The sequence below is a fragment of the Faucicola sp. SE7633 genome (assembly GCF_059264685.1).
In genome coordinates this window covers 1-25,401 of sequence record NZ_JCADBW010000019.1, presented here as the reverse complement: position 1 = coordinate 25,401, position 25,401 = coordinate 1, and the positions used below count along the sequence as shown (strand labels likewise).

General features: G+C 48.4%; 24 protein-coding genes and 1 pseudogene. 8 read left to right on the top strand and 17 right to left on the bottom strand.

The genetic code is table 11. The features are described from left to right. Positions 1-8: 8 nt before the first annotated feature. The 9 genes from cmr1 to AC5L4R_RS07850 form a co-directional block, all read right to left on the bottom strand. On the bottom strand, positions 9-1,208 hold the full coding sequence (gene cmr1, locus AC5L4R_RS07890; RefSeq protein WP_494473383.1) for a type III-B CRISPR module RAMP protein Cmr1: 1,200 nt from the start codon (positions 1,206-1,208) through the stop codon (positions 9-11). Between the two features lie 9 nt (positions 1,209-1,217). Beyond that, positions 1,218-2,291 (bottom strand): CRISPR-associated ring nuclease Csm6, encoded by a 1,074-nt coding sequence (csm6, locus tag AC5L4R_RS07885; RefSeq protein ID WP_494473382.1) that lies wholly within the window; start codon positions 2,289-2,291, stop codon positions 1,218-1,220. Between the two features lie 121 nt (positions 2,292-2,412). Further along, positions 2,413-2,694 carry a hypothetical protein gene (locus AC5L4R_RS07880; RefSeq protein WP_494473381.1) on the bottom strand — a complete coding sequence of 94 codons (282 nt, stop codon included), beginning with the start codon at positions 2,692-2,694 and terminating at the stop codon, positions 2,413-2,415. Between the two features lie 18 nt (positions 2,695-2,712). Continuing rightward, the gene (locus AC5L4R_RS07875; protein WP_494473380.1) at positions 2,713-2,883 is read right to left on the bottom strand and encodes a hypothetical protein; all 171 of its coding nucleotides are present in this window, start codon (positions 2,881-2,883) and stop codon (positions 2,713-2,715) included. Between the two features lie 570 nt (positions 2,884-3,453). Next, the gene (locus AC5L4R_RS07870; protein ID WP_494473379.1) at positions 3,454-3,720 is read right to left on the bottom strand and encodes a hypothetical protein; all 267 of its coding nucleotides are present in this window, start codon (positions 3,718-3,720) and stop codon (positions 3,454-3,456) included. A 95-nt stretch (positions 3,721-3,815) separates the two neighbouring features. Then, positions 3,816-4,766 (bottom strand): CRISPR system precrRNA processing endoribonuclease RAMP protein Cas6, encoded by a 951-nt coding sequence (gene cas6 / locus AC5L4R_RS07865; protein ID WP_494473378.1) that lies wholly within the window; start codon positions 4,764-4,766, stop codon positions 3,816-3,818. A gap of 71 nt (positions 4,767-4,837) precedes the next feature. Next, positions 4,838-5,512: a Card1-like endonuclease domain-containing protein gene (locus tag AC5L4R_RS07860; protein WP_494473377.1), complete on the bottom strand. Its 675-nt coding sequence runs from the start codon at positions 5,510-5,512 to the stop codon at positions 4,838-4,840. 59 nt (positions 5,513-5,571) lie between these two features. Further along, positions 5,572-6,678, bottom strand: a complete 1,107-nt coding sequence (locus AC5L4R_RS07855; protein WP_494473376.1) for an RNA-guided endonuclease InsQ/TnpB family protein — start codon at positions 6,676-6,678, stop codon at positions 5,572-5,574. Positions 6,679-6,850: 172 nt separating this feature from the next. Beyond that, positions 6,851-7,342 carry a hypothetical protein gene (locus tag AC5L4R_RS07850; RefSeq protein ID WP_494473375.1) on the bottom strand — a complete coding sequence of 164 codons (492 nt, stop codon included), beginning with the start codon at positions 7,340-7,342 and terminating at the stop codon, positions 6,851-6,853. Positions 7,343-7,584: 242 nt separating this feature from the next. Between AC5L4R_RS07850 and csx16 the strand changes: the two genes are divergently transcribed. Next, complete coding sequence (gene csx16, locus AC5L4R_RS07845; protein WP_494473374.1) at positions 7,585-7,890, top strand: CRISPR-associated protein Csx16; 306 nt, start codon at positions 7,585-7,587, stop codon at positions 7,888-7,890. A 333-nt stretch (positions 7,891-8,223) separates the two neighbouring features. Here csx16 and AC5L4R_RS07840 read toward each other — a convergent pair whose 3' ends face one another. The 5 genes from AC5L4R_RS07840 to metK form a co-directional block, all read right to left on the bottom strand. Next, complete coding sequence (locus AC5L4R_RS07840) at positions 8,224-8,367, bottom strand: hypothetical protein (protein WP_494473373.1); 144 nt, start codon at positions 8,365-8,367, stop codon at positions 8,224-8,226. Between the two features lie 62 nt (positions 8,368-8,429). Then, complete coding sequence (locus AC5L4R_RS07835) at positions 8,430-9,353, bottom strand: 2-dehydropantoate 2-reductase (protein ID WP_494473372.1); 924 nt, start codon at positions 9,351-9,353, stop codon at positions 8,430-8,432. 39 nt (positions 9,354-9,392) lie between these two features. Further along, the gene (locus AC5L4R_RS07830) at positions 9,393-10,460 is read right to left on the bottom strand and encodes a PTS sugar transporter subunit IIC (RefSeq protein WP_494473371.1); all 1,068 of its coding nucleotides are present in this window, start codon (positions 10,458-10,460) and stop codon (positions 9,393-9,395) included. A 440-nt stretch (positions 10,461-10,900) separates the two neighbouring features. Further along, complete coding sequence (locus AC5L4R_RS07825) at positions 10,901-11,281, bottom strand: DUF3144 domain-containing protein (RefSeq protein WP_494473370.1); 381 nt, start codon at positions 11,279-11,281, stop codon at positions 10,901-10,903. Between the two features lie 110 nt (positions 11,282-11,391). Further along, positions 11,392-12,558, bottom strand: coding sequence for a methionine adenosyltransferase (gene metK / locus AC5L4R_RS07820; RefSeq protein WP_494473369.1), 1,167 nt, complete (start codon positions 12,556-12,558; stop codon positions 11,392-11,394). Between the two features lie 544 nt (positions 12,559-13,102). Between metK and tkt the strand changes: the two genes are divergently transcribed. Beyond that, on the top strand, positions 13,103-15,100 hold the full coding sequence (gene tkt / locus AC5L4R_RS07815) for a transketolase (protein ID WP_494473368.1): 1,998 nt from the start codon (positions 13,103-13,105) through the stop codon (positions 15,098-15,100). An 82-nt stretch (positions 15,101-15,182) separates the two neighbouring features. Here the strand turns inward: tkt and AC5L4R_RS07810 are convergent, their stop codons facing one another. Beyond that, on the bottom strand, positions 15,183-16,892 hold the full coding sequence (locus AC5L4R_RS07810) for an alpha/beta hydrolase family protein (RefSeq protein ID WP_494473367.1): 1,710 nt from the start codon (positions 16,890-16,892) through the stop codon (positions 15,183-15,185). Here AC5L4R_RS07810 and AC5L4R_RS07805 point away from each other — a divergent pair. Continuing rightward, on the top strand, positions 16,891-17,136 hold the full coding sequence (locus AC5L4R_RS07805; protein ID WP_494473366.1) for a hypothetical protein: 246 nt from the start codon (positions 16,891-16,893) through the stop codon (positions 17,134-17,136). The two genes, AC5L4R_RS07810 and AC5L4R_RS07805, sit on opposite strands and share 2 nt — an antisense overlap. A gap of 2 nt (positions 17,137-17,138) precedes the next feature. Here AC5L4R_RS07805 and alaS read toward each other — a convergent pair whose 3' ends face one another. After that, positions 17,139-19,799 (bottom strand): alanine--tRNA ligase, encoded by a 2,661-nt coding sequence (alaS, locus tag AC5L4R_RS07800; protein WP_494473365.1) that lies wholly within the window; start codon positions 19,797-19,799, stop codon positions 17,139-17,141. Between the two features lie 392 nt (positions 19,800-20,191). On the opposite strand from alaS, the gene AC5L4R_RS07795 reads away from it, so the two are divergent. The 5 genes and pseudogenes from AC5L4R_RS07795 to AC5L4R_RS07775 all read left to right on the top strand — a co-directional run. Then, the gene (locus AC5L4R_RS07795) at positions 20,192-20,422 is read left to right on the top strand and encodes a hypothetical protein (protein WP_494473364.1); all 231 of its coding nucleotides are present in this window, start codon (positions 20,192-20,194) and stop codon (positions 20,420-20,422) included. A gap of 424 nt (positions 20,423-20,846) precedes the next feature. After that, a complete protein-coding gene (gene prmB / locus AC5L4R_RS07790; protein WP_494473405.1) occupies positions 20,847-21,926 on the top strand; it encodes a 50S ribosomal protein L3 N(5)-glutamine methyltransferase in 1,080 nt (359 codons plus the stop codon). A gap of 444 nt (positions 21,927-22,370) precedes the next feature. Next, complete coding sequence (aroC, locus tag AC5L4R_RS07785; protein WP_494473363.1) at positions 22,371-23,492, top strand: chorismate synthase; 1,122 nt, start codon at positions 22,371-22,373, stop codon at positions 23,490-23,492. Between the two features lie 18 nt (positions 23,493-23,510). Then, positions 23,511-24,365 (top strand): hypothetical protein, encoded by an 855-nt coding sequence (locus AC5L4R_RS07780; protein WP_494473362.1) that lies wholly within the window; start codon positions 23,511-23,513, stop codon positions 24,363-24,365. 176 nt (positions 24,366-24,541) lie between these two features. Continuing rightward, positions 24,542-24,958 (top strand): annotated as a pseudogene (locus tag AC5L4R_RS07775) (RNA-guided endonuclease InsQ/TnpB family protein); the annotation flags it as partial. Positions 24,959-25,009: 51 nt separating this feature from the next. Here AC5L4R_RS07775 and AC5L4R_RS07770 read toward each other — a convergent pair. Beyond that, positions 25,010-25,401, bottom strand: a 392-nt coding sequence (locus tag AC5L4R_RS07770; protein WP_494473361.1) for a transposase, incomplete at its 5' end; no start/stop codon positions are given.

Below are 25,401 nucleotides of genomic sequence, written 5' to 3'. Positions count from 1 at the left end.
TTTATTCCTTATTTTGCAAAATAGGTCAAAAAGGCTTGGAGTGGGTCGCCTCCGCCATTGTTTGCGATGGGGCGTATATCTTGAGCTTTGCTGTTTTGCCAAATCGGATAATCGTTTCGTCCAACTTTAACCGTCATATCTAAAATATGCTCATACGGCAAAACTAAGGCGGAAGGGCGCCATTGTTTTTGTCTATTTTGCTCACCTGCATAAACAGGACGTAAAATTAACGGGCTGGCTAATCGCTCGCCTTCTGTCGGCTGTAGCACGGTATCTGTGGGTTCGCCACGACCGACAAAATGAAACAAAATCGGCAAGCCAAAAACTGCTCTTGGGAAAATATTCCCCGCGCGATGTTCGGGGGCATGATTACTATGATGTCTTTTTTGGATACGTCTTAGGGCATCAGGCTCAGGAAAGCGACTACGACCTGGACGGTTCGCTTGTTGCCCTGGATTCCTACCTGTATTTGGGGCTTGGCGAAAATCAGCGAGTTTTTTGATGGCAGTTTCTAACGCGGTCAAAGGATTGGGGGTTGCGGATTTTTGTACTAACTGACAATTTGCCAACGCCACATCTTCGGGGGTTAAAATCTCACAGATTTGTGGAAAATCTTGGCTTTTACTCACATAAAACGCCCCCAAACCCTTGCGACTGCGAAAGCCTAATCCACCAAAATTTGCCCACCATTGCAATGTTTCAATGACTTGTGTTTTCTGCTCGGGGCTAACCGTTGGCGTAAAGGCGAAATCCAAATCCCAAGTAATACCATCTGCTTTTAATAGTTTATGGGGCTTTAAACTTGGGTCTGTTTCATTGTAGGCAGCAAATAATACATATTTTAATCTTGGAAAATTCTCATAACTAACCAAATTGTTTTTTACTGTTTGCACAGTTGGCAAATTGGTAACTTTCAATAACACTTTACTCGCTTTGCCATCATCTTTCCCTTGATTCATCCCACCCCACAAATCGGTTTCGGCTTTGCGTAAATCACTTATTTGCCATTTATGCTTGGCAAGTAGTCGCCACCAAAAGCGTAGTTGCCCACGAATGCTACTCACCCGAATTGGCATTTTGGTATCTACTTTGGTGGATACTGTACCCCCACCGTACATTGGGGTGATAAGTTCGCAATGGACGGTATGCCATTTTAAGTTATTTTCTGGCAAACTATCTGGAGCAGGGCAGTTAGGTTCTCTTAGCATAAACTTTCCTTATTGTTTAATCGTGATTTGAGCGCTAGGCAAGTTGATAGAATAGCCATTATTGACAGGCTGGATAGTGATTTTTTCGGCGATAGGTTTGCCAAATTCTTTGGTAAATTTATTTTTCATCGTTGATAGGGCGGTACTAAAATAGCTATTATCGACGACTACATCGTCTTTACTTTTATAATTGCCATAAATTTGGTTAAACATCGCTTGATGCTCATCGCCGATATGGTCGCCTGCAATATCCTTAGATGGATAATACAGCGTTTGGTCAGATTGCTTAAGACTTGCGGCCAATCGATATAGGCTAAATTCTTTGGGCGTAAGTTTGCAGGCTTTGCCTTCTATACTCACTGTTCTATTGTTGTTGTCTAAGACTAACTGAATAGGCTGTAAGCTTACGTTAATCATCTCAATCACGGTCGAGAAGTCTTTATTGGCAATCATATCCTCTGGATTTAGCGATGAGCGCATCCGCACAAACGGGATATTGGCAAGCCAAATTTTGGCATCTTTGGCATTGAGGCGTTTACCCGTGAAGCGTTGTTCGACAAAATAGTCGCCAAGGGTGGGGTAATAAAAGCCCATCGCACTTTCATAATCACTATCGACCAAGACATGTGACATGCTGTCTTGGCTGCGACCATACAGCGACAAGGCATAGCCTGCATAAAAACCCATTGTCTTACGGCCACCTGCAATCGACACATGGAGGGTGATGTTATCATCTTGGGTAAAATCACGCACTTTTTGGCAAATCATATTCGCTGCCAGTTCATTGTCGGCAGGGGTTTTTAGGTCTTTGAGTGGCTGTCCGTTTTTTTCAATGACGTGAAGGCAGTCTTTGTTAAAGGTAATGTCAGCTAACACAGGATAGTCTTGTTGAAACTTGGCAAAAATACCCTCGTCAAACAAAGTCGCCCGAATCTGATTAAGTCCGTCATCGGTGCTTAAGACGTGGATTTCATTGGGTAGCCAGCGATGGTGGTTGTTCGGGTCGCACGCCAATGCCCACACGGTTTCGGTGATAATTTGTGGGGTCATGCCAGTCACTAAAAATAAAACGTTTTTTGCCATTACGTTAATTCCTGTATTAGTATAGGATGGCATAATCCTAGGCTGATAAGTTTTTTTAGTATAAATTATATAATGCCACAGAACAATATACCAGTCATAAAACTGCGATTTTTTAAATTTTTTACTTTGATACTTGGATAATAATAAATACTCGTTCTAATGCCGTCAGATAGCCGTCATGGCCTGTTGGGATATCGCCGATTTGCCAAGCGGATACATGGGCTTCATTATAGCCGACGATCTCCCACGTTTCGTTTAGGGCTTCATCGGTATTTAGGTTGTAACGGATGATATTGACGACCGAGCCAGTCGCCACTTGTTGGCTAGGGCGATAGCCATCGACAATGGTTAGGGGGTTGGCTTGCGCCAGACAGTCAGTGAGGGCTTTTGCCAAATGGTTCAAATTGGTCTCCAGCTGCTGTTAGCGGTTAAATTCTGGGTTGTCATGCCAGCCATCGCCTGGCCGCTCAAATGCCACTTGCCGTTGTTCACGCACATCGGCATATTCGGCTTGTTTGCAAGCCAGAGCGGTTTTTAGATTGGCGAAGCCGTTTTCGGTTAAAAAAATTTCGTAGGAAGTCGCGTTCGTCATAACCGTTGTTACTCCAAAAATTCACGGTAAATAGCATACAAAAAATTAAAAATTTTGATGAATTCTGTAAGCTTACGGTTTTGGGTAGCGTGATTGCGTGCGAATTGGTTTTGTTAAACACCTTTAGCAACTGCTGTAAGGTGCTGACCGCTGGCAAATCGACCACCGCCGACCGTGTAAGCGTTGCTTTGTGTGTGTCGCTTGTGAATCATGGCTTTTATCACGGTGTCGTTTTGCCACGCACCGCAGATTTTTCGCAAGGTTTGGTGGGGTTGATAGCCTGTGAAATCTAACCATTGAGCAGTAGCAACAGGGTGACATGGCGCAACAGACGGTCATAGCCGTTTAAAAATTGTTTGGCTAAACCCTTGACCACACGGCTATGCATAAGCTGGCTGGTTCTTGCTCCATGCGTCGGTGGCTTTGCTGTGGCTCGGGTAGGGGTTAAAGTAATAAGAAATTTGGCTTAACCATGTACCAAAAACCGCTTGATGGCATCTTGCAGTTGGCGGGTAGTCAAGCGATCAGGTGATAAAGTCGGCTCATCATTGCTTGGCAATAAGCGATTGGCTAAGCGGTCGATGCGGTGCAAAGCATGGTGGCGACCAACTGATTGCCAGACTGGTTGATTTTGTGCAGTTCATGTGGGTATATGACATAGCTGTTGCCCGCTTGTTGGGTGATATCGGCAAGCTCAGCAGGGGCATTTAATAAAGCAGCGAGCAAGTCTGATGCAAGATATTGCTGAAAATGACGGTCGAATACCTGCTGCAAATCAGTCAAAGCACGGCTATCGGCAGTCTGAGTGGCAAGGGTGCTAGCAACAGTCATCGGCATAAAAAAATCTCATCAAATTTGGATGAGGCCACCACACACGATTTGGTGGGCTTTTTTTATTCCATAAGCTTACAGTTTTGTTGGGACGGGTGAGTTTAACGCAATTGCAGCTGGTATTGCCCAAGACCAAGCGTGGTATTTTTGCCAATATGCAAGTATTGCCCAAGCCAAAGCAGGGGCAACAGCCGATTGAGTGTATCGCTATCGGCAGATAAATGAACATCGCCCGTTAAGCCAAACAAATCAATTTTGCGATTTTGACGGCTAGAATGTCGTCGCACCTTTACCGAGCTGACATCGCTGACAAGGGTAAGTTTGTCAAGCGTTGTGATAAACTCGGCAAAATCGCTAAACTGGGGTTGCCAATCGGCATTGAGGTCGTGTTGTTGGTTGCATTGTTGAATGCGGTTGTACAGATTCACCAATAGCTGTTTTGGCTCAAATTGGTGCGGATAAAAGGCGATTTTACCTTGATATTGCAGACGAAATGGGGACAAAAAATGCAAGGTAATTTTGGATAAATGGGCTATCGGGTCTAGCGCAGGGATACGGCGAATTTGCCAGTCGGGCGTGATCAATGATTGGGCGGGGCGCTCTGCCAACAAAAGCGTTTGGGTTTGGTTACTGACCTTGATAAGTTCGCCTGTGGCGCGGTTGCCTTGGTTATCCAATCCAAAGGCAATCGCTTGTTGCCATGCTTTGAGGATTAACGCATAGTCTTTGATAGCTCCACCTATCAGCGTTATGCCAAACGACCATGTTTGGTTGGAGCGAATGGTGTGGGTTCGCTGTTTTGGCAATCGCAAAATATAGGGATTGCTTGCTTTTTGGCTGTTTTGAACGGTTTTTATCAGTTGGGTTTCAAAGATATGGGTATATCGGCATTGCTGATTGAACGGGCATTGTGTGCAGTCGGGCAACTCGGTCACGCAGCATAGCTCCCGCAGGGCATGACCAAACGCCCCTCGAAGCATCGAGCCTGAATGCTCAGGCAGGTGCAAAGGGTCATTTTGTCGTACGGTGAGATGAAAAGTGGCGATATTCATCAATTTTTTGGGTCATTATACGTTGGTGGCATGATTTTTTATCATACACAGTGACAGTGCACAAGGCCGTGTTACTGTGTGATAAAACTTTGTAATTCCAAAACAGCCTTGCCATGAATGATTTGTACATTTTTATTGTTAGCGTTCACAATCGCCTTTTCTGGGACGGGGTATAGTGACACAAACACCTTTTTTGACCCCAAACCTGCCACACCCCCTGTCGAGTCTAAATGCGAAATATTGCGATTAACAGTTTTGATGCCCTCTTCTTTATTCCATCTCACCGTTTTGCATTCAATATAATAAAAATAGCCATCGTGGATAAAAGCGACATCAATTTCATTGGGTACGCCATTAAAGGTATAATTGACGCTGGCGTGAACGTCAATGCTTCGGCTAGATGGGTATTTTTGCTCAAACGCCATCAAATATTGATAGCCTACCAACACCTCAAACCAGTTACCCATGATAAAGTTTAAATGATCCTCTGAATCAATACGGATTTGCTGCTGTGTTTCGTCATAGACAAAATAAGGCTCAGGCAAACTGCTAAGCGCCATCAACCAGTCAGTATAATCGGTTCTTGTATTGTTGATTTTGGCATAATGCGGGTATTGATGCGCTGTGTTGTTGGCGCAGCACGCGTTCAAAACTGTTACCAATCGACAGGCTTTATCAAAATCTGTTTGTAAAAACGAGCGCATTTTTAGGATATATTCTAACTGCTTGGCAGGTAGTTTGAGCAAACTGGTTTCTTCAGGCAGTTTTTGGTAGCCATAAGCTGCTAATTGACCTCCTCCCCTCCCTATCGTTCGGGGATTCCTGCTCCCAGACGGTCAAGCCCGACCGCAAGAATATTCTTACTGGCATTGATATCTCTATCATGCCGTGTGCCACACTTCGCACAAGTCCATTCTCTTATTCGCAAACCTGCGCTACCTTTCGGACTGTTGCTGTCGATTTGACCGCAACACGAACAAGTTTGGGTCGTGTATTTCTCATTGACGATTTCAAAACGGCAACCTGCGTTCTCACACTTGTAGGTCAGTTGTCGTTTGAGTTCAAACCAACCTGCATCGTAAACCGATTTGGCTAGTTTGCCTTTTTTGCTGTTAAATTGGGTGGTTTTAACGTCACCAACCACGATTAGCGCGTTATCTTTGACTAATCGGGTGGTGAATTTGTGGATGAGGTCTTGGCGTGTATTTTTGATTTTGGCATGGATTGCCTTAACACGCTGTTTGTTTTTTGCTCGTTGGGCGATAGCTAATTTTTTAGCCCATGCTTGGGTCTGTTTGATTTGCAGTTTATCGCCTTTTGAGGTGGTGGCACTGTCTTTAAGCCCTAAGTCAATACCGACACTGCCTGCTCCGCATTGTGTTTTGGGGTACTTTTTGACGGTGATACACGCATACCATCGGTTACGGCTGTCTTGGACGACCTCAAGGGTGTTGATTTGATATAGGCTAAGGTTATAGCTATCCCATACGTCTATCAGTAGCTTTTGCCCTTTGGCTAGGCTTAGTTGTAGTGTTGATTTTAAGCCCTTTTTGCCTGTTTGGTGGGTGGCAATGTGCTTAATAGCGGATTGTTTAAATGGTAGCCAACCGAGTGATTTACGTTTTGAGTTTGGGTTATTGGTTCGCCATGATAGTTTAGCTTTTTTGCATTGGCGACGCGATTTGGCATGGGTTTCGTTGATGGCTTGGATGGTTTGCGAGTGCAAGCCAAGGAATTCGCCGCTACCTTTGGTATATTCGTTTAGGTCATAGGCTGAAAAGAATTTGCCTGTTTTTTGTAGGTACTTGTAACTCAAGTCATTGATGTAGTTCCATACGAAATTAACCGAACCGCTTAGGCGGTTAAGCTTCGTTATGTGTTTGTCTCGTATGCGTAGCTTGAGTGTTTTCATGGGTTTAGGTATAGTTGGATTTTTCTATCCTACCGTTGGTCTAATTATATGTCAAACGATTTAAGACGTGGTAGGTACTTACAATCTTCATGTGCATTTGGTCTTTGTGGCTAAATACCGCAGAAAAGTATTTACGGAGTTGCCTTATATCCACCGCCTAAAGTCGGTGGTTTTACGGCAACAGAGGATAAATTTGAATATCGCTGGGCTGGGTGATTTTAAAAATGCTTTTTTTGGGGTCTTCTCGCATATACCAAACCAGCTCACCGCGCATATTTTGATAAATGCATTCAATGTTTGACCGGTACTGTGTGGCAAGTTGGTCTTGGGCGATACAAATAAGCTTGGTGCCACCTGTCACGTTAAAAATAACGCTTTTGGGCTGATGGCTCACCAACCAGTCTTGTAGCAAGCGTTTGATTTCAAAAAGGTTGCTTTCTTCAATCCCGTTGGGCAAAAACAACTCACTGACGGCAAATTTTTTGTCAAATTGCACGTTGTTTTGTAACAACGTCATCAAATTAGCGACAAAGTTTTTTTTACGGCTAAATTCTGTGCTGATAATAACGATATGATTGATATCGGTTTTATGATTGGCAAGGTGCCAAATGGTGTGGTAGTTGGCAAGGGTTTGGGCGGTGGCCGTAACAAAAAGTGTCTTCATACGCGCGACAATACCAAATCAAATAAAGATAATTTGCTATTTTGCCTGTAAGCAGCCAGTTTGTGCAAGCAAAAACATACACACGCAGCTATAAATCATCTTGATAAATAAGATTGGTCATCGGTTGATCACGACAATTGGTAAGCTTATTATCAGATGTATTGAACCCACGCTGCGCTATAATCGCTTTGTCAAATTCTGGCACATTTGTTTGGTGGATTTGGCACATTATAGGAGAGCGTATGACCACCTATTTTATCACCCGTCACACAGGCGCGTTGCAATGGGCAGCGGCGCACCAAGTGGCATTTGACGTGCATCTTGAGCATTTGTTGTCACTTGATGACCTACAGGCTGGCGATGTGGTGATTGGCACATTGCCGATCAATTTGATTAGCCAAATGAACGCGATGGGCGTGCGATATATGCATTTATCGCTACACATACCGCCGCATTTGCGCGGTGTGGAGCTTGATATGTCTCAGCTGGATGAATGCCAAGCTGCGTTAGAGGAATTTGTGGTCAAAAAAGTGGCTTTGATGCTCTAAATTTGATGGTTTAAAAAAGTCTAAACAGCGGCAATAAAAAAACAGCGCAATTATTTTGCGCTGTTTTTTGACAGTATAATTTTTGTCTGGCGTGTGGGCAGAGCAGGGTTTTACGAGTCCACGCTGACCCCTAAAAATCGGGGAAAAATTTTAGCTTGCAGTGGATAACTTGATGCCCTTAAAATCAAGGACTTTGACTAAATATTTTACCAAACCAATGATTGCCCAAAATTTGGTGAAATTTTGCTCATGTTGTAAATGAATTGTAATCACTTAGCCATCTATTTAACAGATTAACAAACCGAAGTTTGCTAGCAGACAATACCACACCCATCAGCCGACTGCCGTCAAAGCATGGACAGCACCTGCCAGCCTCATCGGATGGCAGATATCGCCTTGGTATCCACACAGGCTAAAACCGCCCCCGATATGAGTAATCTGCACCATGCTGCTATCATAACGCCATGAGGCAAACATGTGCTAGCGGTAAGCAGATAGTCGTGTTGTAGCACAACACAACCATTATAGCGTCAATACCCTCAATTCGCCCCGCGTAGCTGCTCTTTGATATGCACAAGCTCGGTCAATAGGCGATTGGTCGGGGTGGGGATGCCGTGGTTTTCACCCTTTTTGACCACTGCGCCGTTGATGTTGTCAATTTCGGTTTTGCGATTATGGATAATCAAATCTTGATACATGGACGGGTGGTGTCCTGCGATGCTCTGTGCGCTGGCTTTGAAGTAGGCCATCATCTCATCATAATCAAGCGTCACGCCTTCAGCCTTGGCAACGCTGATATACTCCAGCACCATATCACGCGCCACCGTCTCGATGGTGTCGGTGTGGGCAAGCTCACCAACGGTGCATTCTAAAATCGTGCACAGCGCGTTGGCAATGCCATTAAACACGATTTTGCGCCAAATCGCCCAGCGCACGTTATCATCATAGCGCACATGCAGCTCGGCTTGGTTGAGTAGCTGCTCGATTGTGCGCCCTGCCGCCTCATCACCGCCGATGTTTTGTAAATCGATCGTGCCAATGCCTGTGACATTAAGCTTGCCTGCGCCTGTCAGCCCTGCTGACCAAATCGTCACACCCAGATTGATACGCGCCATCTTGACATAATGTTTTAAAACCTCCTCATGCCCCATGCCGTTGAGTAGGCACAGCAGTTGGGTTTGGTCGGTGATAATCGGCTTGATGGCATCCATCATTGCGGTCAAATCACGCGCTTTGGTGATGACGATGACCAAATCGGCAGGCTGGGTGGCCTGTGTGGGCTGCATGGCACGCATGGGCAGATGCCCCTCGATTTTACCCGTTACCGTCAGCCCGTGGGCGTTGATCGCGTCCACATGCGCCTGCCATGTATCAAGCAAAATCACCTCACTGTCGGTATATTTTTGTAAATGAAAGCCGATGTTACAACCAATCGCGCCTGCACCTGCGATATAAACTAACATAATTTTATCCTTTATCTTAAATTTTGTTAAAATTAACGCTTATTCGGCGTGATACACATACGCCTCTTCACTATAGATTTTGACATAATGCTCAAAAATCCAATGCACGGCAAATGACACCACAATCGGAATCACCAACCAGCACACCAACATCAACGGCACAGACATCCCTTCACCCTCAAGCGAGGCAATCGGGCTGACCATACCAATGATACCAAACCCACCAGACTGCGGCGTACCGATGATATGAAACAGTGTCACAGGGATTGAAGTAATCGCCGCTGATAACATAATCGGAATCATGATTTTAGGGTGGCTAAATAAATTGGGCATCAACATCTTGACTGCACCCAATGCGACGGCAATCGGCACGCCTTTTTTGTTTTCTTTATTTAGCGCGGTGGCGATCGTCATATAAATCATGCACGTTGCTACGCCCATACCTGCCGCACCTGCCGCCGAATCGTCTAAACCAATCGCCAGTGCGATGGCGATTGATGAAATCGGGCTGATAATAATCAGCGAGAATGCCATACAAATCAATAAGTTCATGATAAATGGCTGCAACGTGGTAAACGAGTTAATCACCTCACCAATCAAGTGGTTAATCTGTGACACAGGCGGCAACATGACCTTATAACTAAAATAACCGATGCCTGTACCAATCAAAATCGGCAACAAAATCAAATTAAGCGAACCAAATTTGTCACCAACCAGCATAATCATATACACCGCCAACGCTGCCGTCAGCATGGTGTTAATCAAATCTCCAATCCCTGCCAGCTGAAACACGTGCATATCCTGCCCGCCGACAGTCGCGCCGATATACGCCACCGCACCCGAGCCAATCATTGCCGCACCGCCAACCGCCGCCTGCTGCAGCGCGGTCAAGCCAAAACGGTTACCAATCAAAAAACCCGTCATGATAGGGGTTAAAAACTGAAAGCCCTTGATCACAACCAGCATTTCTTTGGCAAATTGGTTTTGCGGAAACAGCTGTAAAAACACTGCTAAAATTGCATAGGGTAATAGCGCGAACGGAATGGCTTGTGCTGAGCCCTGCAGCACATTCATCAAAAAATCTCTTGGCGCAACATTGACCCGCATAATCTTCTCCTTGTTATGGTCAGTAGTCATCGGTGGTGTCACGTCATCTTGGACAAAGATAAAAACAAACGCATGGCAATTGGCAGCTCAGCCGATGCCAATAAGATGGCGCAATCATCGGTCATTGCCCAAAATTTATGCTAAAACTAATTATTTTTTAAATGAATTGAGAAAGCGAGGTCTCTTACCACACTATATGCAATCACACGCACAGAGGCAAGCAAAAAATATGACTTGCGATAAACGCCCCACAATCAGCGATTAAATACGCAAAAACGGATGATACAAGGGTTGAACCAAAATTGGCGCAAAAAAATGGCGCGTCATACAACGCACCATGGGGTATAGCAAGGCACATGTCCTTGCCATCACAAGCCAACCGCGCAGCTTAGCGCATAGGGGCAACTGCATCAGGCGGTCTGATAACGCAAAGCAAAAGTCTATGCCTGATGATCGTCGGACTTATTTTGCCCAATTTGCATATAAGTGGCAAAATTTTCTGCGTAGTCGTCGATATTGTCCGCCAACATACGTTCAAAGTTTTTGCCAAAATGCTCAATGATATCGGCTTTTTCTTTGGCATAGTCACTGCCTTTGACAAAGCCTGTTGCCGCTGTCCACGCGCTAAAACGCGCCACAGCGTATAGCATGGATGCGGTGATTTTGCCTGCATGTGCCTCGCTGGTGCGCAAGCTGTTGGCAAGGTTGATAAACGCATCGGCGCGTTCATAAAACGCTTGCATTTCAGCGGTGATGGCGTCGTCTTGGGCTGGCTGTTGGCTGGCGTGTTGATCAGATGGGTTTGCGTCAGATGAATTCATAATTGGGTTGATGGATGTGATAAGAATAACCAAGCGTTGCTGCTATTGGGTCTAAACCGCCTTTAACAGGCAACGCCACCAAATAAAACTGACTTGTGTTTTAAGAAATATTAAATACCAGCCGCGGCTTTGAGGATATCCGCGCGGTCGGTGCGCTCCCACGTAAAGGCGGTTTCTGTGCCTTCACGCCCAAAATGCCCGTAACTGGCGGTTTGCTGGTACATCGGCTGCAATAAGTTCAACATACGCGTGATGCCGTATGGGCGCAGGTCAAAATGCTCACGAATTAGCGCGATGATATGCTCATCAGCAATTTTGCCTGTGTCAAACGTGTTGATCGCAATCGAGGTCGGCTCTGCCACCCCAATGGCATAGCTGACTTGGATTTCACAGCGGTCAGCCAGCCCTGCTGCCACGATGTTTTTGGCCACATAGCGTCCTGCGTATGCCGCGCTGCGGTCTACCTTCGATGGGTCTTTGCCTGAGAATGCACCGCCACCATGGCGTGCCATACCGCCATAGGTATCGACGATGATTTTACGCCCCGTCAGCCCTGCGTCACCGACAGGCCCGCCGATGACAAACATACCTGTTGGATTGATGTGGTATTTGGTCGCTGTGTGCAGCATGTCAGCAGGGATAACGGGTTTGATGATTTCTTCCATCACCGCTTCATGCAAATCAGTCTGGCTGATGGCAGGGTCATGCTGGGTTGAGAGTACCAACGCATCGATATGCGCAGGGGTCACGCCATCATAGCGCACGCTGACTTGCGCTTTGGCATCGGGGCGCAGCCACGCCAATTTGCCCGTTTTGCGCAGCATAGCTTGGCGTTCCATCAAACGGTGGGCCAACTGAATCGGGGCAGGCATGAGTACGTCAGTTTCGTGCGAGGCATAGCCAAACATCAAGCCTTGGTCACCTGCGCCTTGGTCTTCAGGACGCGCCCGATCCACACCTTGGGCGATTTCGGGTGATTGCTTGCCAATCATGTTGATGACGGCACACGTCGCGCCATCAAAGCCCAAATCCGAGTGGTTGTAGCCGACATGGGTCACAGTATCGCGGACGATTTTTTCAATATCGACATTGGCGGTGGTGCTGATTTCGCCTGCCAACACGACCGCGCCTGTTTTGACAAGGGTTTCACACGCCACACGGGCATGGATGTCTTCATTCAAAATCGCGTCCAAAATCGCATCAGAGATTTGGTCGGCAAGTTTGTCGGGATGGCCTTCACTGACCGATTCAGAGGTAAATAGTTGATATTCGCGCATAGTTGTTTCTCAACGTCAAAAGTAAAACGATGGTACCAAACACCACCAATCGCTTTGCAAACCTATCTCTGGTTTGGCCTTTGTGGGTCAAACGCCAAACAGAAAGTCACGTTGTTTGTATGACGCTCAAACCAACGAGCAAGTTTGCAAAATGATTGCACAGGCAGCATGTTTTCATCACAATAACCATGCCGCAAGTGACCGTATATTCTACCCGATTTTTGCTGGCTAAGCCATGCACGCCCACGCCAAAGCATAAGAATTTACAAATTCGGTTTTGGCATGTGCAACTAGATGACACCATGGCAGGCTAAATCGGATGGCTAAAATAGCCTAAGCATGTTAAAGCCTTGGCAGACATACCGCAGATGGCAGTCAGCCGATTTTAGGCAATCAACCGCGCCAAAATAGCAAAAAAATGTCATTTTGCTTTCTTTTGTGGACATTTTTTAGGACAATAGGGCAGGGTAATGCCATGACTTTAAAAAACCATCTTGATAATTTAGCCGATTAAAATCCATGTTTAGTCAAAAAGGATAACGCTATGCCAACCCCAATTCATGAACGTCGCCTTGCCAACGCCATCCGCACGCTGGCGTATGAGGCGGTGCAAAAAGCCAACTCTGGACACCCCGGCGCGCCGATGGGCATGGCGGACATCGCGGAGGTGTTGTGGCGCAAGTTTTTGCAGCACAACCCAGCCAATCCCAAATGGCTAAACCGTGACCGCTTTGTGTTGTCCAACGGGCATGGCTCGATGCTGCAATACGCCTTGCTCCATTTGACGGGCTATGACGTGACGATTGAGGACATCAAAAACTTTCGCCAGTTGCATTCTAAAACCCCCGGCCATCCTGAATACGGCTACACCGCAGGTGTAGAAACCACGACAGGGCCATTGGGTCAAGGGATTGCCAACGCGGTCGGCTTTGCGATTGCCGAAAAAACGCTGGCAGCGCAGTTTAACCGCGACGGGCATACCGTCATTGACCACAAAACTTACTGCTTTTTGGGCGATGGCTGCTTGATGGAAGGCATCAGCCATGAGGTTTGCTCACTGGCAGGCACGTTGCAGCTGGGCAAGCTGATTGTGTTTTATGATGACAACGGCATTTCGATTGATGGCGAGGTCGAGGGCTGGTTTAGTGATGACACGCAAAAACGCTTTGAGGCGTACGGCTGGCAGGTGCAACGCGTCGATGGGCATGACACCGATGCCATCACCGCAGCCACCGAAGCGGCAATTGATGAGACGCAAAAACCATCACTGATTATCTGTAAAACCATCATCGGTGCAGGCAGCCCCAATAAGCAGGGCAAAGAGTCATCACACGGCGCACCGCTGGGCGCGGATGAAATTTTACTAACGCGTAAAACCTTGCTGTGGGAGCATGCGCCGTTTGAATTGCCCGAGGATATCTACCGCGAATGGGATGCCAAAGCACGCGGACAGGCACTTGAGCAAGCGTGGCAGGCGCAATTTGACGCTTACCAAGCGGCGCATCCTGAATTGGCAGCAGAGCTGTTGCGCCGTGTCAATGGGGATTTGCCGTTAGATTTTGCCCAAATCACTCACGATTATATCCAATCTTGCCAAGACAACCCAGAGAACATCGCCACACGCAAGGCCAGCCAAAATACCATCAACGCCTTGCAGCCACATTTGCCTGAATTGCTGGGCGGCTCGGCAGATTTGGCAGGCTCAAACTTGACCTTGTTTAAAGATGCCAAAGTGTTGGAGCATGACGCGGCAGGCAACTATATTCACTATGGCGTGCGTGAATTTGGTATGACCGCGATTGCCAATGGTATTGCACTATATGGCGGTTTTATCCCATACGTTGCCACGTTCTTGATGTTTATGGAGTACGCGCGGAACGCGGTGCGTATGGCGGCGTTGATGAAGCAGCGCGTGATTAACGTCTATACCCATGACTCGATTGGTTTGGGCGAAGATGGCCCAACCCATCAGCCGATTGAACAGCTTGCCAGCCTACGCGCGACGCCAAACCTCAACACATGGCGACCCTGTGACACGGTGGAAACCGCTGTGGCATGGACAGAGGCGCTCAAGGCGCGGCATACGCCATCGGCATTGATTTTTAGCCGCCAAAACTTGCCTCACCAAGCGCGCGACTTGGCGCAAGTTGCCGATATCGCCAAAGGTGGCTATGTGCTTGCCAAAGAGCAACACGCCTTACAAGCCATCATCATCGCGACAGGATCTGAGGTTGAGCTTGCCATGCAGGCGCACACGCAGCTTAGCCAAAACGGTGTGGGTGTGCGGGTGGTGTCGATGCCTTGCGCGGAAGTGTTTATGCAGCAAGAGGTCAATTACCGTGATAGTGTGTTGCCGCCAGCGGTGCGCGCGCGCGTGGCGGTAGAGGCCAGCCATGTTGACTATTGGTACAAGTTTGTTGGGCTTGATGGCAAGGTGGTGGGTATGACGACGTTTGGTGAGTCTGCCCCTGCCAAGGACTTGTTCGCCCATTTTAATATCACCACAGACGCGGTGGTGCAAGCCGTGCAGGCGGTGTTGTAATCCGTGTTTTTCAACGAGGAAAAAAATAAAAACCTTGTCAAGTTGGCAAGGTTTTTTGTTATGCAAATGTAGTTAAACGGCTTTAAAATGTATCAAAAAACGCCCTTGCCGCGGTTTGGCAATATGGCTCAACCAAGGTGTGGTAACCGCTCAGCAAAGCCACCTGTGCCGCTTGTTGGGCTTGGGTATCGGTCGCACCGCTGGCTTTGGCAACCGTTATCGCGTTGGTATTGATGAGTTGTAAGCGTTGAGCAAACGCCTGCTGCATGGCGGTAGCGGCGGATTGTAACGCCACATCTTGCTGGGCGTTTAAGCCTTGGCTGTGATACACAGCTTTACCGCGTGTGGTTTGGTTGCTGGTATCGACATCGAGCATGGCGTATTTGAGATAGGCATTACTTTGCTGTGCCCATAGCGTATTGACCAAGCCTGTATTGACATCAAAGAATACCATCGGGTCTTGGTTGCCACCGCACAACAGCGTCGGCATGGTCGGTGTGTAGCTGCGTAGGTCGTTGGCTTTAAGGGCTTGGCGCAGCGGATGGGTAGGATTGGCAGCCGTCACGGGTGTGTATTGGGTTAAGCCTTTGAGGTATGCCACGCCCCAATCGGGATTACTTTGAGCATCGGTCAAATAAGCGGCGCGGTAAGAATTTTTGACCAAATAATGTGTGTTATCAAATCCATAGCTGAATTTGCTATCCGCTGGAGAAATCGTATCAAGCGCTGCATTGTCCGTTGGGCTTGCCTGAAACATCGCCAAGGCTGGTAAAATACCGCGCCCTAGCAATTCGGTCTCATCGAGTTCACGGCTTGGTAGCAATGTGGCGATTTGGGCGGCATTGGTCGGCGCATAAATTTGGCTTGGGTCTTGATACAAATTACCAAACTGTTGTTGGTAGCTGTTGGTCATCAGTGGGGCAAAAAATGTTGCGCCCAACATGACATTACCGCCGAAAACCACATCGCCAAACGCACCCATGGCATACGGGCCAGATTGTGGCGCGGCAGCGGTAACTGGCTCGCCTAAGCCTGCCAAATAGCGCGCTGCTGCAAGTGCCACATGCCCACCTTGCGAATAGCCTGTCAAAAATAACCTGCCGTTGTCATTGACCTGTGTCGTGGCGGTCATTTGATTAAGCACCGCACGCCCTGCTTTGAGTGCATCCGCCATTTCATGGGCTTGTTGGGTAGCATTTAAGTACGGATGGTAGCCAAGGCTGGATTGGTCATAGCCTGCGTAATTCGGTGCGATGACGATATAGCCTTGCCCTGTAAAGCTTGCGGCAATCAGCGTCGCGCGTTTACCTGCTTCGTTGTCAGCGCTGCCCACTTCGGCAAAGTTGTAGCTGTGTTGGGTGGCTGTACCATGCGCGTGCAATATGATAGGGCGCGCGCCCGTGCATTGCGCGTCACTACCTGTTGGCACAAACACCGCACCTGTGGCATCGGTTTTGCCGCCTTTAGCATCAACAGTTGTGTAGTGCATGGATGCCACGCGCACGCCACATTTTGGTGTACCTGCGACTGTCGCTGCGGCAGGGTCAATGGTTTCTAATGCCGTCATTAGCTGACTGGCAGACAAATTTTTGACCATAGTTGGCGTGGTCAGTAATTCGCCCGTGCTCAGCGTTTGTACGCCAATTTTGGGGCTTACGGTGGGGCTATTGATGTTATCATCATCGTCGCCACAGGCGGTCAAAACCAAACTTGCGGCAAGACTTAATGCCAGTAACTTGTAGAAAAAAAGTGGTTGAACGGTACGTGAGTAGGGCGCATAATCTGCGGTCATGAGCAAATCCTTTTGCATGTTGAAAAATAGCCTAAGCAATCTATTTAGTTTACTTGCCATCCATTGGCAAGTTTTAGTAGTTAAAAAACTTAAAAAAGCTACGCGTATCATGCCTGTTTTTGACAGATTTGCCAACTTATTTTTGCTAATTTTTATCGGTATTTTATTGAAAAATAATAATCGACCACAAAAAAAAGCCAGTCTTTCAACTGGCTTTCTTAACCCATTCAAAATGTTGGCTTAGGCTTAGTCCAATTGCTCACCCAACCACGCAGGCAATGCCGCAAGCACCGCAGGCAAGCCTGCCACATCGCTTGCGCCCCCTTGCGCAAAATCAGGCTTACCACCGCCTTTGCCGCCAAGCTGTGCGGTGACATGCTTGATGATATCGCCTGCCTTGACGTGGCTGGTCAAGGTTTTATCGACACTGGCAGTCACCGCGACTTTATCATCGTGCACGCTTGATAGCACGATAACGGCATTTGGTAGGCGTGATTTGACATCATCGGACAACGTCCGCAATGCCTTGCCGTCCATATCCGCCACTTGTGCCACCAACACGGCATGACCATTGAGCGTTTGCACATCATCCAGCAAGGTTTTGGCTTGTGCGCTGGCAAGTTTTTGTTGCAAGCGTTCTAGCTGCTTTTCTAAATCGCGCGCTTTGTCAGCAAGCAGACTCACGCGCTCGGCGATTTCGGGGCGTTTGGCTTTCAGCTGGCTGGCAAGTTCGGTCAGTTGCTGCTCGCCTTGTTGGACGTATTTGACCGCGCCCATACCCGTGACCGCCTCGATACGGCGCACGCCTGCCGCGATGCCTTGCTCACTGACGATTTTGAATAAGCCGATATCGCCTGTGCGCTGCACGTGCAAGCCGCCACACAGCTCGATAGAAAAAGGTCGCCCGTCGGCATCGGTTGTGCCCATGCTCAGCACGCGCACGCTATCGCCGTATTTTTCACCAAATAATGCCATTGCGCCTTTGGCTTTGGCTGCATCCATCGGCAAAAGCTCAACCTTGGCTGGTTGGTTGGCAAGGATTTGCTGATTGACTAAGTTTTCAATCGCTATCAAATCCTGCGTGCTCAGCGGCTTATCATACGAAAAATCAAAACGCAACAATTCGCTATTAACCAACGAGCCTTTTTGGGTCACGTCATCGCCCAGATACTGGCGCAACGCCGCATGAAGCAGGTGGGTGGCTGAGTGATTTTTGGCACTGGCGGCGCGTAGTTGGGTGGCAACCGCCGCTTGGCTTGACTGATTGACATCGATATGACCCATCTTGACCACACCGTGATGGATGATGGCTTGCCCCGATTTTTTGGTATCCTGCACGGCAAACACGCCCGATGCGGTGGTGATTTCGCCAAGCTCACCTGCTTGCCCACCGCCTTCGGCATAAAATGGGGTTTGGGTCAGCACAATCACGCCTTCATCGCCTTCGTTTAAGCGTTCAGTGGCTTTGCCGTCGTGGTACAACTGACTGATAACGCTCTCACCGCTGTCGGTATCATAGCCCAAAAACTCAGTCGCGCTGTCCACTTGAATCAGCTGGCTATAGTCCATGGCAAACTTGCCTGCATCGCGCGCGCGATTGCGTTGCTGCTCCATGTGCGCATCAAAGCCTGCCTCATCGATGCCAATGCCTTTTTCACGCACGATATCAGCCGTCAAATCCGCAGGAAAGCCGTAGGTATCGTATAGTTTAAACACCGTCTCACCTGCCAGCGTTGCCCCCTCCGCCAGCCCGTCTAACGCTTGTTCAAGCAGCCGCAAGCCCTGTGACAACGTCTTGGCAAATTGCTGTTCTTCTTTTAAAATCGTTTGGCTGATATGCTCACAGCGTTCGCGCAGCTCAGGATAAGCGTCGCCCATCACCTCAATCAGCGCAGGCAACATTTGATAGAAAAACGCGTCCTCTGCGCCCAGTTTGTTGCCATGGCGCACGGCTCGGCGAATGATGCGCCGCAGCACATAGCCGCGCCCCTCATTGCTTGGCATCACGCCATCGGCAATCAAAAATGCCACCGCGCGGATATGGTCGGCAATGACTTTAAGCGAGGCTTGTTCCTCATTGGCAATGCCCAAGATTTGCGCCGCTGCATTCATCAGATGAACAAATATATCAATCTCGTAATTGCTATGCACGCCTTGCAAAATCGCGCTGATACGCTCAAGCCCCATGCCCGTATCCACGCTTGGGCGCGGCAATGGCTGCATCGTGCCGTCTTTTTGGCGATTGTACTGCATAAAGACGACGTTCCAAATCTCAATAAAGCGGTCACCGTCTTCTTCAGGCGTACCCGGCAGACCGCCCCAAATATGCTCACCGTGGTCATAAAAAACCTCGGTACAAGGGCCACAAGGTCCTGTATCGCCCATCATCCAAAAATTATCGGAGGCAAACGGCGCGCCTTTGTTGTCACCAATGCGAATAATACGCGCAGGCTCAAGCCCAACCACATTGTGCCAAATATCAAACGCCTCATCATCGGTGTGATAAATCGTGACGTACAGCTTATCCTTGGGCAAATTCAGCCAGTTGGGTGAGGTCAAAAACTCCCACGCAAACGGAATCGCCTGCGCCTTAAAGTAGTCACCAAACGAAAAATTGCCCAACATCTCAAAAAACGTATGGTGGCGCGCCGTGTAGCCCACGTTGTCCAAATCATTGTGTTTGCCGCCTGCGCGGACGCATTTTTGCGCTGTGACCGCGCGCGTGTAGTCGCGTTTTTCAAGCCCCAAAAACACATCTTTAAACTGGTTCATGCCAGCATTGGTAAATAGCAGTGTTGGGTCATTGTGCGGCACAAGGCTTGATGACGCAACATGCGTATGCCCATGCGCAACAAAAAAATCGATATAGGCTTGACGAATTTGGGCGGAACTAAACGGCTGACTCATGGGCGCTCCTTGTTGCCTGTGCAGCGGCAAATCTGGCAGATTTGACCCAAAACACGGGCTATTGTTTACAACATATGACAAATAAACGCAAAAATTTGGCTGATAAAATCGGTTATACAAGCTTAAAACCCCCAGCGCAACCACTGGGCAAAAGCGTGGCACAATCAGCAATTTTAGCATAAAAACCGCGCAGCGTCGCAAGCAATTTGTGCACGCAAACGGGCAAAATAATCCTTGCTAACCGTAAGGATTAGGCGTATAAAGTAACTATAAACCAACGATACCAGTGTGGGTTTAAGGAAATTTTAAATCGTATATTGCAAAAATTTGATAGCAATGTCTGCCATAGCCATGCTAGGGCTATGACCAATGGTAACGATAGGAGGTGGGTTATGAACTGGCCGCTTTTTGGGTTTGTGTTTGGGATTGCTGCCACGGTTGTGATGGGGGTATTATTGACAGCGGCGTTGGTACTTGGGTTTGATGCCGTTGCCCATGTGGTTGGGATGGCAGGCGTGGGTCTGGCTGCGTCATTACCGATTAGCTATATCATCACCAAACGGGTGGATGCCAAGTGGCAGCGTTTAGACACGCAAGAAACCGCACCTGCCACGCAAGTCTAAGCCTGCTATTAAATCCGTCATTTTTGTCGTTTATCTGCTGTTGCCGTAAATCTGCGCTTAACGTTGCAGGCTTGCGGCAATTGATTAAATGCGCCAAGTTTTGCTATACTCATTTTACTGTGCGCACTGTCTTGCCAAAACCGACAGGCTAAGACCAAATGGCAAGTACGCGGTCACTTGACTTGTACGGCATAGCCAACGCACCCTTAGGCAGTTCGTGCCTGATGGTGGTGGCAACCCCTGCCCTTTGGGGGAGGGGGGAGAGTCAAAACTGCCTGGTGTAATTTTTTCATTCAAACTGATTTTTATAAACGTCTGTGGGCTAAATTTTTTTAGCCACAGCGTGTTGCGTCATTTTTTCTAACCACAGGATGCCTGCCCGATGACCAGCCAACCGACCACGGATGTCAATTTGCCTGCTGATATGAGCGTTGATTATGTTGAAGATGAGCAAATGGCAGCGATGCAGCAGGTGTTTGCCGAGGCGCACGCGCAGCTGTGCACAATTCGTGATTTTATCCGTTTTTGTGTGACCCAGTTGCGCGCGCATGATGTGGTGGTGGCACAAGGCACTCACGATGTGTTCGCTGAAGCGGCCGCGATTGTGTTGCAGACGTTGTCGTTGGATTGGTCAGCCGATGAGCAGATTTTGGGTTGCCGTTTGACAGATGGCGAAAAAGCTGAGATTTTAACGTTGTTGCAGCGGCGCATCGTTGAACGTAAGCCCTTGAGCTATTTGATTAATTTGGCGTATTTTTGTGATTTGCCATTTTATGTTGATGAGCGGGTGTTGATTCCGCGTTCGCCCATTGCGGAGCTGATTCGACAAGAGTTTTATCCGTATTTTGAAAGCAATGAGTTGGTTGAGCGTTTGGCAGGTGAGCGCGTGCCGTCAGATTTGGCGCACGAGGGCGGTACAGAATTTTTTGAGCATGGACTGTATGATAAGCACTTGGCGCAGCCTGAGCGCGTGTTGGATTTGTGCACGGGGTCTGGCTGTATTGCGATTGCGCTGGCAAGCCGTTTTCCCGATGCGACGATTGATGCAAGCGATATAGACAAAGACGCGCTAGCTGTCGCGGCGGTGAACGTCGAGCACCATGACATCGCGCACCAAGTGCAGCTGATTGAGTCGGATTTATTTGCCAAAATCCCTGCCGAGCAGCAGTATGATTTGATTGTGAGTAATCCGCCGTATGTCGATGCGGCAACGATGGCAGATTTGCCGCCCGAGTTTTTGCATGAGCCTGACCACGCGCTGGCAGCTGGGCAAGATGGTTTGGATTTGGTGCACCAGATTTTGTACCACGCGCCTGATTATCTAAGCCGCGATGGCTTGTTGGTCTGTGAGGTGGGTGACAGTGAATGGGCATTGCGCCAAGCGTATCCTGATATTCAATTTGATTGGCTCACCTTTGCCCACGGTGGGCATGGGGTGTTTGCCATTGACCGTGAGGAGCTGATAGAAAATCGGCAATACTTTGCGCGCTACATCCATGCATGATTGGGTGCGGATATGAGATTTGATTGACCGCCATGCAATAAAACACTTTATCCGCCAAAGCGGTTACTGATATCGGGTAGTCTTTAACTTGACTTCCTCCCCTCCCTATCGTTCGGGGATTCCTTCTGCAAGACGGTTAGACCTGCCGCAAACCTAAGACAATGGCAACCGCCCGTACGACACACCGTACATCTTAGGTTCTTATTTTAAGCTAATCCTACCGTTAGGATTGTCATAGACACGAATTAGCTTAAGTGTGTGTTTAGAAACGTCTTACCAGTTAAGTTACTGCGTACTCGCAATTTATCTTAACTTAACTGTGGAATGTAAGACATTGAATATAGTGAGATGAGTCTAGCAAAACTTATCGCATTTAACAATTGCCTTATATCCACCGCCTGAAGTCGGTGGTTTTACGGCAACGAATGATAAAAGGAAAGTTTAATGGCAGGCAACAGCATTGGGCAGGTATTTCGTGTGACCACTTGCGGTGAATCGCACGGCGCAGCGTTGCTGGCGATTGTTGATGGCGTACCACCCAACATGACACTTACCGAAGCCGATTTGCAGCCTGAGCTTGATCGCCGCAAGCCAGGGACGTCGCGCTACACCACCCAACGCAAAGAAGCCGATTTGGTTGAAATCGTCTCAGGCGTGTTTGAGGGCAAAACCACCGGCACACCCATCGGGTTAATTATCCATAACACCGACCAAAAATCCAAAGACTACAGCGCGATAAAAGACACCTTTCGCCCAAATCATGCCGACTACACCTACACGATGAAGTACGGCATGCGCGACTACCGCGGTGGTGGGCGTTCATCCGCGCGCGAAACTGCCATGCGTGTGGCAGCAGGCGCGATTGCCAAAAAATACCTGCGCGAACGCTTAGGCATTGAGGTGCGCGGTTATGTCAGCCAAATCGGCAACGTGATTGCAGCACCGATGGATGAAAGCCAAATTGATTGGCAATTTGTCAATAGCAACGCGTTTTTTTGTGCCGATCCAAACGCGGTGGCGGCCTTTGAGGCCTTGATTGATGAATGCCGCCGTCAAGGCACTAGCGTGGGCGCAAAAATCACCGTGCTTGCCACAGGTGTGCCTGTCGGTCTAGGCGAGCCTGTGTTTGACCGCCTTGATGCGGATATTGCCCATGCCATGATGAGTATTAACGCGGTCAAAGGTGTGGAAATCGGCGATGGTATGGCCGTTGCTGAGCAGTTTGGGCATTTATCGCGCGATGAGCTGACCCCACAGGGTTTTAGTGCCAATCATGCAGGCGGGATTTTGGGCGGTATTTCATCGGGGCAGACCATCCGCGTGCAGATCGCGCTTAAGCCAACGGCCAGTATCACCAACGCAGGGCGCAGCATTGATGTGCAGGGGCAGGCCGTTGAGATGCTGACCAAAGGCCGCCATGACCCGTGCGTTGGTGTGCGTGCCACGCCGATTGCCGAGGCGATGCTGGCGATTGTTTTGCTTGACCATTACTTGCGCCAACGCGGTCAAAATGCCGATGTCACCCCACCACTTGCACCGATTGCAGGTCGTATTGCTGCTGAATAAACGAAGCTGGGCACAACGGTGGGAGTATTAAAAGCTTTGGTGGCAGAACCGCTTGATGACACAAACCAAATCTATCGCGTGTGGCAACAAACCTTGTTGGCGCAGATGGGTATTGGTGGTGGTATCGGCGGTTGGGCGTTGCAAGATAGCGAGGTTGTGGCGGTTGAGCTGGCAGGGCATTTTGCCGAGCCAGTCGCTGGGCTTGCCGCCAAGCCTGTTGCCGCTAATCCCGTCGTCGCTAAGTCCTGTGTCACTGATACGCCACACACCGATGCCTCACCTGTGTTGTTGGCAACGCCCGACGCGCCTGTCGCTCCCACGACAGCACCCAAAAGCGCGCCAAGTTTTTTGCCAAGCGTGCCACCGCGTTCAACGCCTGTGCCCACGGCCAAGCCTGTTTTGGCGGCCTCCGCTTTAACCGAACAGCCAGCCACCGCGCTAAATACCGCGCAATCAAACCAATCTGCCCAAGCGGTTCAGCGGTTTAATTTACAAATCATTGCTTACAAAGATTGGTGTATCATTGCCGATGATGCCATTTTACGCCAAGACAGTCGCCAAGCCGAGCTGTGGTATAACATCGCCACGGGTTTACGCAGCCAGTCACAGTTGTATACCTTTCCGTTGCTAGAAAATTTTGGCAGTTTTCCGCCATCTTATGTGACGCGAATGCTATCGCGGCATAATGCGTTGGCAAGTTTTCATGGGTTTTGCCAGTCATTGCTGATGCGTATGCCGCGCTTGGGCGCGCTGACCGCATTGCCGCCGTGTTTTGAGGGTGAGCCGATAGCGCGTTTGCCACAGTTGGCGCAGATGTTACAAAATACCGCAGCCAAGCGGATATTGTGGGACGCGCTAAATGGCAGCGATTAGCCAGCAATTTTTGGTAGGCAGATTGTTGTAAAATTCCTTTATCCTCCGTTGCCGTAAACCTGCGCCTTTAGGCGGTGGATATAAGGCAACACGGGAACTAAAATTACACACGAATTTTTTTTAGCGTGTGTGTTTTACTACGTGTGCTTTATTACAAATCTTGTTAAAATAACCCCATGAAAACACTCAAGCTACGCATACGAGATAAACACATAGACCAACTAAACCGCCTAAGCGGTTCGATTAATTTTGTGTGGAACTACGTCAATGACTTGAGCCTGCAATACCTTAAACGCACAGGCAAGTTCCTATCCGCTTATGATTTAAACAAATACACCAAAGGCAGCAGCGAACACCTAAATCTACACAGCCAAACCATCCAAGCCATCAACGAAACCCACGCCAAATCGCGTCGCCAATTTAAAAAAGCCAAACTAAACTGGCGCACCAACAACCCCAAAGTTAAGCGCAAATCACTGGGTTGGCTACCCTTTAAACACAGTGCCATCAAACACCTAGCCACCAGACAAACAGGCAAAAAAGGATTAAAATCAACCCTACAGCTTAGTTTAGCTCACGGGCAAAAGCTAATTAACCCCAGTTCGACATAAGCCACAGCCTAACTCATTGAAAGCTATCACAAACTAAGCAACCTGCGGTAAAGAATGCCCAATCAGCACATTCTTTAGCGTAGGCTTCTTGGCTTGGTGGCAATAAGCAATCAGTCCTGCCAATAAATTACTCATAAACCCAGCAGGGCTACGATGTCTTGAATGCTCAATATGGCAAATGTTCTTTAACTCATCAAACACCGTCTCAATCAAGAAACGGCGTTTGAGTAATCGCTTATCTAGCCAAGCAATGTCCTTAGCTTTCATGTTCTTTTTGACATTGGTAATCAACTCAACGTCCAAATGCTCATCCAGCCAAGCAGTTAGGGATTTATCAATATAGCCTTTATCACCAAACAGTTTACCAAATACGGTCATATCGCACAGTTGTTTCACAGGTTTTCTGTCATCCACATTGCCTGCTG